Origin of the sequence: Xanthomonas graminis pv. graminis, assembly GCF_030168915.1 — a bacterium.
In the GTDB taxonomy this organism is placed as follows: domain Bacteria; phylum Pseudomonadota; class Gammaproteobacteria; order Xanthomonadales; family Xanthomonadaceae; genus Xanthomonas_A; species Xanthomonas_A translucens.
This window is the reverse complement of the sequence record NZ_CP076255.1, coordinates 1,027,301-1,041,041: the sequence shown is the minus strand read 5'-3', so window position 1 is coordinate 1,041,041 and position 13,741 is coordinate 1,027,301. Positions and strand designations below refer to the sequence as shown.

7 protein-coding genes and 2 pseudogenes are annotated in these 13,741 nt (G+C 68.7%); 3 read left to right on the top strand and 6 right to left on the bottom strand.

The features are described from left to right. Nucleotides 1-79: 79 nt before the first annotated feature. Complete coding sequence (locus tag KHF85_RS04525; RefSeq protein WP_284566649.1) at nt 80-1,036, bottom strand: IS1595 family transposase; 957 nt, start codon at nt 1,034-1,036, stop codon at nt 80-82. Between the two features lie 227 nt (nt 1,037-1,263). Then, nucleotides 1,264-4,412, bottom strand: a pseudogene (locus tag KHF85_RS04520) (TonB-dependent receptor domain-containing protein). A 337-nt stretch (nt 4,413-4,749) separates the two neighbouring features. On the opposite strand from KHF85_RS04520, the gene hemL reads away from it, so the two are divergent. Both hemL and KHF85_RS04510 read left to right on the top strand, forming a co-directional pair. After that, nucleotides 4,750-6,042: a glutamate-1-semialdehyde 2,1-aminomutase gene (hemL, locus tag KHF85_RS04515; protein WP_284568668.1), complete on the top strand. Its 1,293-nt coding sequence runs from the start codon at nt 4,750-4,752 to the stop codon at nt 6,040-6,042. Nucleotides 6,043-6,262: 220 nt separating this feature from the next. Continuing rightward, nucleotides 6,263-9,048, top strand: a pseudogene (locus KHF85_RS04510) (LuxR C-terminal-related transcriptional regulator). Between the two features lie 165 nt (nt 9,049-9,213). Here KHF85_RS04510 and azu read toward each other — a convergent pair. From azu to KHF85_RS04490, 4 genes are all read right to left on the bottom strand, one after another. Continuing rightward, nucleotides 9,214-9,564, bottom strand: coding sequence for an azurin (gene azu, locus KHF85_RS04505; RefSeq protein ID WP_284569474.1), 351 nt, complete (start codon nt 9,562-9,564; stop codon nt 9,214-9,216). Between the two features lie 411 nt (nt 9,565-9,975). Further along, a complete protein-coding gene (locus KHF85_RS04500; protein ID WP_284568667.1) occupies nt 9,976-10,485 on the bottom strand; it encodes a RidA family protein in 510 nt (169 codons plus the stop codon). Between the two features lie 45 nt (nt 10,486-10,530). Further along, on the bottom strand, nt 10,531-10,959 hold the full coding sequence (locus KHF85_RS04495) for a c-type cytochrome (protein WP_284568666.1): 429 nt from the start codon (nt 10,957-10,959) through the stop codon (nt 10,531-10,533). Further along, the gene (locus KHF85_RS04490; RefSeq protein ID WP_409976655.1) at nt 10,956-12,554 is read right to left on the bottom strand and encodes an NAD(P)/FAD-dependent oxidoreductase; all 1,599 of its coding nucleotides are present in this window, start codon (nt 12,552-12,554) and stop codon (nt 10,956-10,958) included. The genes KHF85_RS04495 and KHF85_RS04490 overlap by 4 nt, the downstream gene beginning before the upstream one ends. A gap of 338 nt (nt 12,555-12,892) precedes the next feature. On the opposite strand from KHF85_RS04490, the gene KHF85_RS04485 reads away from it, so the two are divergent. Further along, complete coding sequence (locus tag KHF85_RS04485; protein ID WP_284568664.1) at nt 12,893-13,510, top strand: HAD-IA family hydrolase; 618 nt, start codon at nt 12,893-12,895, stop codon at nt 13,508-13,510. Nucleotides 13,511-13,741 lie beyond the last annotated feature (231 nt).

Here is a 13,741-nt window from a genome sequence, read left to right as displayed (position 1 = left end):
CTGCAAGAAGCAGGCTCGGCACCCAACTCCGCGAGACGCTTCGCGCCGGACCCTCCTTCCCTCTCCCGTCGGGACCTGATTAGCGCTGTGTCTCAGCTGTCGTACGCAGTTGCTGCTCTGTGAGCCTTCCCGCGCCGGCCAGGGCACTGGCCAGGCGCGGCACCATGGCGGCCAGGTTGAAGCGGCGATTGAAGCGGTAGGCATGCGCATGCAGGTAGCGCGCGCCGTATTTGGGGAAGTCCACCGCATGGTGGGTGCCGCTAAGCGCCGTTTTGAGATTGCCCAGGATCGTATTGACCCAACGCAGACGAGGCTGCTGGACGCCTTTGCGGCCGCTTCCGGTCACGATGGCATCGTGGGTCAGGCCTGCCCAGCCCACACCGGTGAACGCTGTCAGCCCATCACTGACGACATGGGTGCCCGGTGCCAGTGCCTGCTGAGCCCACGTGTGCACGACGCTTCTTCGGAAGCTGGAGACCACATCCAGGCGGAGATAGCGCGGGCGCCCTTGATGCAGGGAAACCGCTGCAATAAACGGCACTTTATTGCGCCACTGCGGTTGGCCTGGACCACCGGCGCGTTCGCCGCCCAGATAGGCATCATCGATCTGGACCTCTCCGTCGAGCCGGCGTGACTGCTCACGATCGGCCATCGCCGACATCACTTTGTGCTTGATCCGCCATGCAGTGCGATAGCACACGCCCAGTTGCCGAGCCAGTTCCAGCGCAGCAATTCCGTTCTTGGCTTGGCTCACCAGATAGATGGCCAGCCACCACACCCGCAAGGGAAGCTTGGTGTCTGCCATGGGCGTGCCGGCGGTCAAGCTGGTCTGTACCCGACAGCGCGCGCACTGCCACAGGTGCTGGCGTCCCCGCTCAAAGCCACTGGCATGCGTGTGTCCGCACTGCGGACACACGAAGCCATTGGGCCACCTGGCCTGAACCAAGGCCTCGACACATTGCGCCTCGGAGCCGTAGCGGCTCAGAAAAGCCGGAATCGAAAGCCCCTTTTGGAACTGGATCCGATTGAGCGTCATCGCCGTATCTCACTGAAGAACCTGCATTTCTAAACCAAGGCAGCATCACCAGCTGAGACACAGCGCTAATCAGGCCGGCGGGAGAGGCGTTGGGGTGAGGGTCCGGCGCGAAGCGGCTCGCTGATTTGGCTGCGCGAGGCTGCGCCCGGACCCTCATCCGCCGCTGCTCCCTTCTCCCGAGAGGAGAAGGGAGCAGCCAGCCCCAGAGGGGCTTGGAAGGTGCCCGCTCAGAAGTCGTAGCTCAGCGTCACGCGTGCCGAGCGTGGCGCCTGGTACGCCACCGCCTGATTCCATAGCGGATTGACTTGACCCGGGTTCAATTCGGAGAACGGATAGACGTTGGTCACCGTCTGCCGGTTGGTGACGTTGAACACGTCCAGGCTCAGCGCCAGTTTGCCTTCGGCGAACGTCGGCTTGTAGGTCAGGCCCAGGTCGAGCTGCGCCACCCAGCTCAGATTGCCGTGCGATCCCGGCGGCGACGCTTCGCCGCTGCCGGTGGCCGGGTTGTAGCAGAAGTGGTACGGGCCGCCGGTGATACTGGCATTGGCATAGCCGGCCGGGTCGCGGTCGCCGGCGTCGTAGTTGCTGCCGTAGTAGTTGCCCAGGCAAGGCCGTGGCGCGCCGGAGATCAGGCTCAGGTTCGCGGACGCGCCCCATTCCTCGGTCAACTGGTAGAAGCCGTACGCCTTGAGCTGATGACGGCGGTCCTTGGACTGATTGCCGTTGAAGTTCTCCATCAGCGCCGCGTGGTCCCAGCTCTGCGTGGTCGAGGTCGCCGCCTGGCCCTGGTAGCTGCCCAGCGCGCCGCCGGTGCGCCACAGGTCCGAACGCAGCTGGCCTTCGGTGGTGCCGTAGCTGTGCGACCACACATAGCTCATCTTGCTGTACCAGCGGCCGTCGAACGGGCGCTCCAGATTGAATTCCAACGCCGAATAGCGGCGCTTGAATGCGGGGTAGCCGCCCTGCTCGCGGGTCACGGTCAATGCGTGCACCTGGCCGTCGGTCCCGATCACCCGGTATTGGTCTTGCCCGGATTGACCAGCGCCGCGCTGGCGTTCTTGGTCCAGTCGATGTCCACGCCCGCCGCCGCCGCGGCCACCAGACCGGCATTGGAGTTGTCGAGGTTGGTGTCGTCGATGCCGTCGTTGAGCCGGCGGTGGGTGCCGCGCACCCCGAACACCCAGTCGTTCGGCAACACCGTGGTGAAGCCGAGGATGACCTCGTCCTGGTTCTCGCCCTTGATGTCCTCGACCACCGCGGTGCGCACGTCGGCGAGCCGGTCGAAGCGCGAGTTGGCCGACACCGGCGGCGCCAGCTGGGTGGCCAGGATCGGCGTGCCGTCGGCGTTGATGCCGCTGTAGGTGTAGTAGGTGCTGGTGGACACCGCCGGGGTGAACAGGCCCGCCGGCGACAGCGGCAGGCCGAGGTAGTAGCGGCCGATGTTGCCGTACACCTTCAGGCTGGAATCGCCGTTGACGTCCCAGCTGAAGCCCAACCGCGGCGCCCACTGGTTCTTCAGTTCGATGTAGGCCTGGCCGAACGGGGTGTAGTTGGTGAAGCTGTCGTTGCGCACGCCGAGCGAGAGCATCACTCTGTCGGTGGCCTGCCAATGGTCTTCGACGTAATACGCGGTCTGCTTGGCGTCGTAGGAATACAGGTTGGTGTCGATGTCCTGGGTGACGTAGTAGCCGCCGCTGCCGTAGGTGGGATCGGCCAGGCCCGGGCTGGGCACGCCGACGCTGCCGTCCTCGGCCACCGAGCCGCTGACCTGGCCGCCGCTGTTGAGGCCGTACGGGTCCGGGGTGTAGCCGTAGGTCCAGGCATAGCCGGGGCCGGACTTGTACGAGCCGATGTTGATCGCCTCGCTCTTCTGGTTGTCGATGCCGACGTCGATGCTGTGCGCGCCGAGCCGCCAGTTGAGATTCAGGCGCAGGTTGTCCTTCTTGTACTCGCGGTCCGGATCGGTGATCGAGACCACTCTCTGCATATTGGTGATCGGCGTGCCGCCGGTGTAGGCCGGATTCTGATTGGCGACGCCATCGAGGTACGGGCCGTTGCCGGCGTCATAGCCGATCGGGGTGAGCTTGTTGGGCAGGCGCTCCTTGCCGTACAGCGCGGTCAAGGTGAGGTTGTCGCCGAAATAGCCGGTGTACTTGCCCAGCAACAGGGTCGGGCCGAACGCGTTCTTGGCTTCGCGGCCCACAGAGCGGCCGACCTCGCGATTGACGTAGTCGTAGCCATAGATGTTGCCGTTGGTGCGCGCCTTGTCCTGTGCGCCGGTGAATTCGAGCAGGTGGTTGTCGCTGATCTGCCAGTCGATCTTGGCGTAGGCGCGGGTCTGCTTGTAGTCGTAGCGGGTCCACGGCGCGCCGGAGATGCCGCCGGAGGTGACCCGCGCGTCGGCGACGCGGGTGCCGCTGGAATCGACCTGCTCCAGCGCCAGGAAGAAGAACAACCGGTCCTGCACCAGCGGACCGCCGAGATAGGCGCTGTAGGTGGTCTGGTCGGCACGGGTCTCACTCAACGGCTGATAGTTGCCGGCGGTGTAATTCTTGTTGCTCGGACTCGGATCCCAGTACACGCTGTCCTTGCGGAAATACAGATCGCTCTGCCGGGCGCTGAGGCTGTCCGGCTGCCAGATCACCGCCGCGCCGAAGTGCCAGTCGTTGCTGCCGCGCTTGCCGACCTGGCTGATCACGCCGCCGTTGGAACGGCCGTATTGCGCGCCATAGCCGCCGGTGAAGATTTCCTGCTGGTCGATCGCGCCGTACGGCAGGGTCAGCCCGCCCAGGCTGCTGGCCGGATCGGTGGTGTTGAAGCCGTTGAGGTAATAGGCGTTCTCGCTCGCCGCCGAGCCGCCGAAGCTGGCCAGCGAACCGCCGAGCGGGCCGTTGTCGTAGCCGCCGCTGTTGGCGACCACGCCCGGCGCCAGCAAGGCGATGGCCTCGGCGCTACGGCCCAGCGGCAGCACCGCCAGTTGCTCGGCGGTGATCACGGTGCGGCTGTCGACGCTGGCCACGTCGATCCGGGCCACGTTGCCGGCCACCACGTTGACCGCATCCAGCGTCTGCGCCGGGCCGCCGAAGCCCACTTCGGTGCCGGCGCCGACCACCAGGCTGATGTTCTCGCGCGTCTCCACCACCTGGCCGTCGCGCTTGAGCGTGACCGTGTAGGTGCCCAGCGGCAGATTGCCCTGCGCGTAGCGGCCGCGTTCGTCCACCTTGACCTCGCGGCTGAAGCCGCTGGTGTTGGTGATCAGCACGCTGCTCTCGCCGGCGCCGGGCGGCACGCTGCCGACGATGCTGCCGGTAGTGGACTGCGCATGGCCATTGCCGGCGGCAAGCGCCAAGGCGCTCTTGCGGATCGTACGGTGCATGCTCTCTCCCCGAAGATGAAGATCGTTGGCAACCCAACGAAAAGAATTCAGGCGCGGCGCCAATGGCTGATGGCGCCCCCCGCGCCCCCCTGTGCAAACTGCGTCCACTGCACGGCCGCTCGCCGTCGGCGATCGGGCCGTACGCCCCTGGACGTTCCGATACTAGGCAGCGGATCACACGACGCAGCCGGTCGCGGCGGGTAGGTGCGCGGCGAGCGGATAGGTGCGCGGCCGAACGGCGGGCGACATGGCACGTGCAGGCCGCAGCCGCGACAATAGGCGGCATCGCTCCGCGCCCGGCCCATCGGCCCGGCCAGCCCACCAAGGATTCCCGCCCATGCACCATTCCCGCTCGCACGCCCTGTTCGCCCAGGCGCAGTCGCTGATCCCCGGCGGCGTCAACTCGCCGGTCCGCGCCTTCACTTCGGTGGGCGGCGAACCGTTCTTCGTGCAGCGCGCCGACGGCCCCTATCTGTACGACGTGGACGGCAACCGCTACATCGACTACGTGGGCTCATGGGGCCCGATGATCGCCGGGCACAACCACCCGGCAGTGCGCGAGGCGGTGCAGCGCGCGATCGGCGACGGCCTGTCGTTCGGCGCGCCGTGCGCGGCCGAGGTGACGATGGCGCAGACCATCACCCGGCTGGTGCCCTCGTGCGAGATGGTGCGCATGGTCAACTCCGGCACCGAGGCCACGCTGTCGGCGGTGCGCCTGGCGCGCGGCGCCACCGGGCGCAACCGCATCGTCAAGTTCGAAGGCTGCTACCACGGCCACGGCGACTCGTTCCTGGTCAAGGCCGGCAGCGGCATGCTGACCCTGGGCGTGCCGACCTCGCCGGGCGTGCCGGCGGCCCTGAGCGAACTCACCGCCACGCTGAGCTACAACGACTTCGACGGCGCTACCGCGCTGTTCGACGCGATCGGCAGCGAGATCGCCGCGGTCATCATCGAGCCGGTGGTCGGCAACGCCAATTGCATCGCGCCGCGCGAGGGTTATCTGCAACACCTGCGCGCGCTGTGCACGCGGCACGGCGCGCTGCTGATCTTCGACGAGGTGATGACCGGCTTCCGCGTCGCCCTGGGCGGCGCGCAGGCGCGCTACGGCGTGGTCCCGGACCTGACCACCTTCGGCAAGATCATCGGCGGCGGCATGCCGGTCGGCGCCTACGGCGGCCGCGCCGAGCTGATGCGGCAGATCGCTCCGTCCGGGCCGATCTACCAGGCGGGCACCCTCAGCGGCAATCCGGTGGCGATGGCCGCCGGCCTGGCGATGCTGGAACTGGTGCAGGCGCCGGGCTTCCACCAGCGCCTGGACGCGGCCGCCGCCGCGCTGTGCGCCGGGCTGGAGCAGGCCGCCGCCGCCGCCGGGGTGGCGGTCACCACCAACCAGGTCGGGGCGATGTTCGGGTTGTTCTTCACTGCGGAGAAGGTCGAAACCTACGCCCAGGCCACCGCCTGCGACACCGCCGCGTTCAACCGCTTCTTCCACGCCATGCTGGAGCGCGGCGTGTTCCTGGCGCCGTCGGCGTACGAGGCCGGCTTCCTCTCCAGCGCCCACGACCAGGGCGTGCTGGACGCCACGCTGGCCGCGGCGCGCGAGGCGTTCGCGGTCGCCGCCGCCGGCTGAACGGAAACCGGGAACCGGCCGCGGCTTTGCTTTTGTCGCGGCCGTGTCATAAGTTCGACGTGCACGGCCAACGGACGGCAGCAGGGCGGGGGCTCTTGGAATCGGCACGGTGCACGCGCTTTCCGCGATCCACGCGGCAAGCCGGCACGCGTCCGGCTCCGTACCGTCACCCAAGCCGCCAGAGGGCGCGAGGGCGACCGCTGCAGACATCCATGGCGACATGCTCAAGCCTGTCACGCTGTTGAATCCGCGTTCCCTGCGTCCGTGCACGACAGCCCGGCCGTGCCCGGCTGGGTGCTGGCCGACAAACTGGCGCCGCCGCGCTCGCGCGTGGCCACGGTGCCGCGGGACGCCTTGCTGCAGCAGCTGGACCGCGCTGCCGAGCTGCCGCTGACCCTGCTGCTGGCGCCGCCCGGTTTCGGCAAGACCACCTTGCTCGGGCAATGGCACCAGCGCCTGCACGAGCGCGGCGAGGCCGCGCTCGCGTGGCTGTCGCTGGACGAGGACGACGCCGATCCCGGGCGCTTCCTCGCCTACCTGGCGTTGGCCGCACGCGGCGCCGGGATCGAACTCGGCGCATCGCTGCAGAGCGCACTGCAACAGCAGGGCCAGGATCTGGAGGTGGCATCCACCCTGCCCGCGCTGATTCGCGCGATCCGTCGCGCGCCGCGGCGCCTGCTGCTCATCCTCGACGACTACGACCGCGCCCACGCCCACGCCCACGCCAGTAAGCTGGACGAGGTGGTGACGCGGTTGGTCGAACATGCCGGCGGCCAGCTGCACCTGCTGCTGGCGACACGGCGCGCACCGGCGCTGCCGCTGGCGCGCTGGGCGCTGCAGGGCCTGCTGCAGCGCATCGGCGCGCGCGAGCTGGCCCTGAACGAGGCCGAGACGCTGGCGCTGCTCGGACCGCAGGTGCCGGCGGCGATGGCCAGCCAGCTGCGCCGGCAGACCGAGGGCTGGGTGGTCGCACTGCAACTGGCCGGGCTCTGGCTGGGCGGTGACGAACGCCGCCGCGACGACCTTGAGCGGTTCTCCGGACGCACCGCCGAGCTGGCGGCGTATCAGGCCGAACAGGTGCTCGACGACCTGGACCCGGCCCTGCGCACCTTCCTGCTGCAGCTCTCGCCGCTGGAACGGTTCAACGCCGCGCTCGCCGACGCGGTGCGCGAGCGCGACGACAGCGGCCGCCTGCTGCAGCGCCTGGCGCACTTCCAGGGCCTGCTGGTGTCGCTGGACGGCGAGCACGCATGGTTCCGCTTCCATCCGCTGTTCGCCGATTATCTGTACCAGCAACTGGAGCGCGACACGCCCGCCCTGGCGCCGCAGCTGCACCGGCGCGCGGCGCACTGGTTCGATGCGCACGGGCAGTTGCCCGAAGCGGTGCGGCATGCGGTACGCGGCGGCGCGATGGACAGCGCTGCCGACTGCATCGCCCGCGCCGGCACCTGGCAGTTGCTGCTACGCCATGGCACCGCCCCGATCCGCGCGCTGCTGCGCCGCTTCCCGCGCAGCAGCATCGGCGAGCGTCCGGCACTGAATCTGACCCAGGCCTACCTGCACATGAAGCTGGGCGAGTTCGCGCACGCGCAGACCCTGCTGGAACGCTTCCGCGATTTTCCCGAGCCGCTGCGCGCGCCGTTCGAACGCGACTACACGGTGGTGGTGGCGTTGCTGCGCGACCTGCTCGACCAGGTCTGCGCCAACCCGCGCGGACTGGCGCAGATCGCCGCGCAGGCGGCGGCGCTGGACGAGGACGACAACCTGGGCCGCGGCACGCTGTGGTGCATCTGCGCCACCACCGCGCTGGGCCGCGCCGATTTCGCCGGCGCCGAACGCTATGCGCACCTGGCCGGCAGCGCGATGCAGGCCAGCGGCAGCGAGGTCGGCGCCAGCTATGCGCTGATCCACCTGGCGCAGAGCCACTACTACCGCGGCCAGTTGGAACGGGCCGAGGCCACCTGCCGGCAGGCGCTGGTCATCGCCCAACGCCAGCAGCAGCTCAATCCCACCCTGCAGGCGGTGAGCCAGTGCCTGCTGGCGCAGCTGCAATGCGAACACGGCCGCTACGACGAAGCCGCCGACGGCCTGCAGCCGGCGCTGGATTTCCTGGAACAGCACGACGGCTGGCTGGACATCTACGCCGCCGGCTACGAGACCGCGCTGGTGCTGGCGCGGCAGCACGACCGCAGCGGCCGCGCCGCGCTGGACCTGCTCGACCATATCGACCGCATCGCGCACGCGCGGCACCTGGGCCGGCTTGCCGACCTGGCGCTGGCCTGGCGGCTGCACGTGCTGCTCGACCAACCGCCGTCGCCGGCGATCGATGCGCTGGTCGCGCGCACCGGCGGCGAGGCGCGCTTCGCGCACGCGCTGAGCCAGCCGCAGGATTGGCGTTTCCTCGCCGCGCTCGGCTTCGCCCTGGCCCGCTGGCACCGCCTGGGCGGACGCACCCGCGCTGCGCTGGCGGTGCTGCAAGGCGTCGAGGCGGCCTGCATGCTGGCCGACAACCAGGTGCATCTGGCTCGGGTGCGTGCGCGCATCGCGCTGGTGCTGCACGACCGCGGCGAATCCGCCGTCGCCCTGCCCTATCTGCGCCACGCGCTGCAGCACGTGGCCAGCAACCAGGCCTGGCAATGCGTGCTGGAACTGGGCGTACCGGGCAAGGCGCTGCTGCGCATGGCGCGCCAGCGCGATCCGCAGGCGGCGCCGAACACCACACTGGCGATGACCATCCAGGCGCTGCTCGACAAGCTGCGTCACGACCAGGACGACGGCGCCGACCTGTTCAGCGAACGCGAACGCGAAGTGCTGGCGCTGCTCGCGCAGGGCGACGCCAACAAGCAGATCGCGCGGCGCCTGGCGCTGTCGGAAAACACGGTCAAGTTCCACCTGAAGAACCTGTACCGCAAGCTGGAAGCCGGCACCCGCGAGGCGGCGCTGGCCAGCGCGCTGCAACGCGGATTGCTGCAGCGCGCGGCGCCGCCGGATTGCGCACCGGAGTGAGCGCGGCGACATCGCCGTCGCAGTCCTGTAGGAGCGACTTCAGTCGCGACATGACCTTGACGGAAAGTGCCTGTCGCGGCTGAAGCCGCTCCTACAGGTGGGTTCGGCGCTGCAACAGGCGCAAGCCTGTAGCGCCCTCATGTTCGGAAGCATCCGCAGCACGACTCAGCCGAACACGAACTTGCCCTTCATCATCGCCCAGTGTCCGGGGAACGAGCAGAAGAAGGTGTAGTCGCCGCCCTTGCTCAGCCTGGCGGTGGAGAACGTGACCGTGTCCGATTGCCCGGCACCGATCACCTTGGTGTGCGCGATGATCCGCGCATCGCGCTTGGGCAGGTAGTTGTCGGCCAGGCTGGAACTGGTGCCGGCATTGGCCAGCGCCTGGAAATCCGCGGTCTTGGCCAGCACCCAGTTGTGGCCCATCACCGCAGCGGTCAGCTTGCCGCTGTGCTTGAGCGTCAGCGCCACTTCGGTGCAGTCGGCGGCGACCTTGATCTGCGGCTGATCGAAGGACATCTGATCGGTGCCGGTGATGCTCACCGCGCAGGTCTTGGCCCAGGCCGCCGGCGCGAACGCGAGCGCGGCGAGGATCAGCAAGGGAAACAGCGACGTCGTTTTCAAGATGGACTCCTTGGCAATGGGGACGGCACAGGCGCGCGAACCTCGCCAACATGCGCTGCGCGCACAGCGGCGTCGCCACGACTGTCTGCCCTTGCGCAAATGGTTGTCAACGACAAGCCGTCGTGCGCTGCAGCATCCGGCGCAGGCACTATCCAGTGCGTTGCGAAAGAATCCATGCAACGGAGCGTGCAGCGCCCTCCTCGGTGCCGGCACCGGCTGCGGCGACCAGCGCCGACTCCTTGCGGAACGTGCGGCGCGAACGCGACGGCTGCTGCATCGCGGACGGCTTCGAAGACATGGCGAAAATCACGGACGCACGGCAACCACTTCGATCTCGATGCGGTACAGCGGATTGCCCAGCGCGGCGATCTGAAACGCCGAGCGCGACGGCAGATTCGGCTGCGCGGGCGTGCCGAAGAACTGCCGGTAACCCTCCATGAACCCGGCGAAATCCATCTTCCCGCCCAGCGCCGGATCGCCGACCAGAAACGCCTGCATCTTGACCACGTCGCGCATGCCCAGGCCCATGCCTTGCAGCTGCGCCTCGATCTGCGACAGCACGCTCACCGTCTGTGCCTTGGTGTCGCCGTAGGCGGCAGGCGAATCCTTCGGCGCGCTCGCATCGATCGGCCGCGGCACCGCGCCGCTGAGATAGACCGTGGTCTTGCCGGCCGGGATCTCCACCGCCGCGGAAATCGGGAAATCGCTGTTGGGAATCTTGTGGCGCACGACGTCGGCGGCGCCGGCCAGCGCGGGCAGCCACAGCGCCGCGCACAAGCCGGCACGGAGCGAGCGGGAAACGAACGAACGGCGCATGCAGAACTCCTCGCGATCGAAAAAGGGAATGAAACCCGTCATTGCTCAGTGCCGCAGCGTGCGCACCTCGTCGGCGCTGAGCGCGCCGGGATAGTCGTTGCCGAACTGGCTGCGCACGTAGTGCACGACCTCGGCGACCTGCTGGTCGTTGAGCATGCCGGCGAAGCCGGGCATGCCGCCACGGCCGTCGAGCACCAGCATCGCCACGTACGGCGCCGCGGCCAGCTTGGGGTTGCCGGCCAGCGCCGGATACTCGCCGCCGCCGCGCGCGCCCTGCCCGCCGGGCATGTGGCAGCTCTGGCAGATCGCCGCGTACACCGTGGCGCCGGAGGCGGCGGCGAACGCGGCCTGCGGATACAGCGGCGTGGCATCGGAACTCTGCGCCGCGGCCGGGCCGATCGCCAGCGGCAGCATCAGCGCCAGCAGCGCGGTGACGAGCGCCGCGGCGAGCAGCCAGTGACGGTCGAGCTTCATGCGCGGGCTCCCGCGACGACGCGGCGATGCAGGCGCTCGATCGCCTCCAGCGCCGAGGTGATGGCCCCTTCCTGCCAGGCCGGAATATACGAGGCGTGTTCGCCGGCCAGTGCGATGCGGCCATCGATCCGGCACAGGTTTTCGTAGTGCTCGGCGCGCGCCGCGTCGCTCCACACGCCGAAGCAACCATGGGTGAACGGCACCCGGTGCCAACCCACGGCGATGCCGTTGTCGAATTCGCGCGGATACTGCGGATGCAAGTGCGTACCGTATTCCAGCGCCTTGGCCACGCGCTGCGGCGGCGTCATCGAGGTGAACTCGAACGCCTCCAGCCCCCACACGTAGGCGCCCAGCAGCACGCCCTTGCCGGCGCTCTGGAAGCCGGTGCTCGGATAGCTGATCAGGGTGATCGGCAGGTCGGTGTAGCTGATGCCACCGTAGATCGCCTCGTCCTCTTCCCAGAAACGGCGCTTGAACTGCAGCCCCACCTTCACCGACGCCGCATACGGCACCTGGCCGATTGCTGCGGCCATCTTCTCGCCCACCGCGAGCGGAATGCGGCTGAGGATCGACAGCGGGATCGTGCACACGCACCAATCGGCTTTCGCCAACTGCTCGGGGCCGTTGCCGTCCTGGTAGGCGACGCTGACCCCGTGCGTATCCTGGTCGATGCGAGTGACCCGCGCGTTGTAGCGGATCGCGTCGCCGAGCGCGCGCGCGAACGCCTTGCCGATCTGGTCCATGCCGCCGACCGGCTGGAACATCGCGGTCTGCATTTCGTAGTTGTTGCCGGCCGCCAGCGTGGTCCACAGCCGCGAGCGCAGGATGTCCTGGGTACTGAACGGCGTGGAGAATTCCGGCTTGCCCGACAGGCCGCCGCCGGGATATTTGGCGAAGCCGCGGCGCTCGCTGCTCTCGCGGCCTTTGCCGTAGCCGAAGTCCTTGTCCAGCGCGCCCCAGCTGCGCAGCGACTCGAGCAGGATCTCCTGGTCCTCGCGCTGCACCTGCGCATCCAGCGCGCCCTGCCGGGTGCTCTTGGCCAGCAGTTCGGCCACATGTCCCTTGTAGTCGGCATCGATGTCGCGGAAACGTTGCGGCGTGCCGCCGAACCCAGCGCGGCTGTGCAGCAACGCGTTGAAGTTGACCTGCACGAACGGTTCCAGCGCCACCCCGAACTGCTTGCAGTAGGACAGCACCGCCTTGTGGTGATGCGGGATGCGCCACGGGCCGGGATTGAGGTACAGGCCCTCGTCGAAGCCGCACTGCTGCGCGAAGCCGCCCAATTCGGTGTAGCGATCGCCGCCGCGCAGCGTCCAATTGCGGCCGCCGGAACGCGCGTTGTACTCGAGCACCTGCACGCGATAGCCGGCCTTGCGCAGTTCGTAGGCCGCGGTCAGCCCGGCCAGGCCCGCACCGAGCACCAGCACCGTGGCGCCCTTGGCGTCGCCGTCCAGCCGCGGCACGCCGCCGAAGCGCGATTCGGCGGCCAGTCCCAGGCTGTGCATCGCCTGGTACATCATCGCGCCGCCGCCGGCCAGGCCGATCCTGGCGAGCAATTGGCGGCGGGTCATGGCGCCCCTGGTGGTTGCTTGCATCGTCGACATCGCCTCACGGATTGCGCATCGACCATAGCCGCCGCGACGGCGGCGCAGGCCGCATGCGACGGGTAGGTCGCGATGGAGCGGGTAGGACCGCGGCTGGCATTGCGCAGCGCGATCGGCACAGCGCGGCACGGCGCGAGGGCGTGCTCCGCTGGCGGACGGACCCTCACCCCGACCCCTCTCCCGTGGGAGAGAGGCTCGAGCGCGAGACGCGGCGCAGGGGAGTGGCCGCCGCAACCGCGGGGACTGGGTTACTCTCGGCGGCCGATGCTCCGGACCCGACCCATGTTCCAGCCGCGCCGCTGCGTGCAGCGCCAGACGCGGTGGCCGCGTTGATCCATCCACGCCCGAAATTGCTGCTGCTCGACTTCGACGGCGTGCTGGCGGCCTACGCGCGCGCGGCGCGCATCGCGCACCTGGCCGCCCACTGCGGCTGCGATTGCGAGCGCGTGCGGCAGGTGTTGTTCGCCTCCGGACTGGAAACTGCCTACGACAGCGGCGACATCGCCACCGCCGACTATCTGCAACGGCTGGGCGAAGGCCTGGGCGCGCACGTGAGCGCAGCCAACTGGATCGCCGCACGCGTGGCCGGCAGCCGCGGCGATCCCGGCGCGATCGAACGCGTACTGGCGCTGGCCGACAGGATCGACATCGGCGTGCTGACCAACAACGGCGCACTGATGGCGCAGGCGATCCCGCAGATCGTGCCGGCGCTGTTCCCGCTGCTGCACGGACGCGTGCTGTGCAGCGGCGCGCTCGGCGGACGCAAACCGCAGGCCGAGGTCTACCGCCGCGCACTCGACCATTTCGGCATCGCCCCGCGCCACGCCCTGTTCATCGACGACCTGTTCGTCAACGTCCGCAGCGCCCGTGCGATCGGCCTGCCCGCCGAAACCGCCAGCGGCGCCCGCGCCCTACGCCGCGCACTTGTGCGGCATGGGCTGACGTAAGCACCGCGCCTACAACCAACAGATCCGCTGTTGCTGCAACTGTTACGACGATTGCGGCTGTTGCTGTTGCTGTTGCTGTTGCTGTTGCTGTTGCTCAGATTTTGATCTTGGCTTTTCGGGGCCCCCATAGAGCGCGGCGAGGTGGGCAGGTACAACCCCGCAGGGGCGCCACGCATGATGCGTGGCGTTTTCCGCTGGCACATGGATGTGCCATCGGAAAATTCCTGTCCA

Excerpts from the sequence above, each read along its gene's own strand:
- KHF85_RS04525 (WP_284566649.1), bottom strand. The coding sequence starts at position 1,036 with ATGACGCTCAATCGGATCCAGTTCCAAAAGGGGCTTTCGATTCCGGCT.
- hemL (WP_284568668.1), top strand. The coding sequence starts at position 4,750 with ATGCACCATTCCCGCTCGCACGCCCTGTTCGCCCAGGCGCAGTCGCTG.
- azu (WP_284569474.1), bottom strand. The coding sequence starts at position 9,564 with ATGTCCTTCGATCAGCCGCAGATCAAGGTCGCCGCCGACTGCACCGAA.
- KHF85_RS04500 (WP_284568667.1), bottom strand. The coding sequence starts at position 10,485 with ATGCGCCGTTCGTTCGTTTCCCGCTCGCTCCGTGCCGGCTTGTGCGCG.
- KHF85_RS04495 (WP_284568666.1), bottom strand. The coding sequence starts at position 10,959 with ATGAAGCTCGACCGTCACTGGCTGCTCGCCGCGGCGCTCGTCACCGCG.
- KHF85_RS04490 (WP_409976655.1), bottom strand. The coding sequence starts at position 12,554 with ATGCAAGCAACCACCAGGGGCGCCATGACCCGCCGCCAATTGCTCGCC.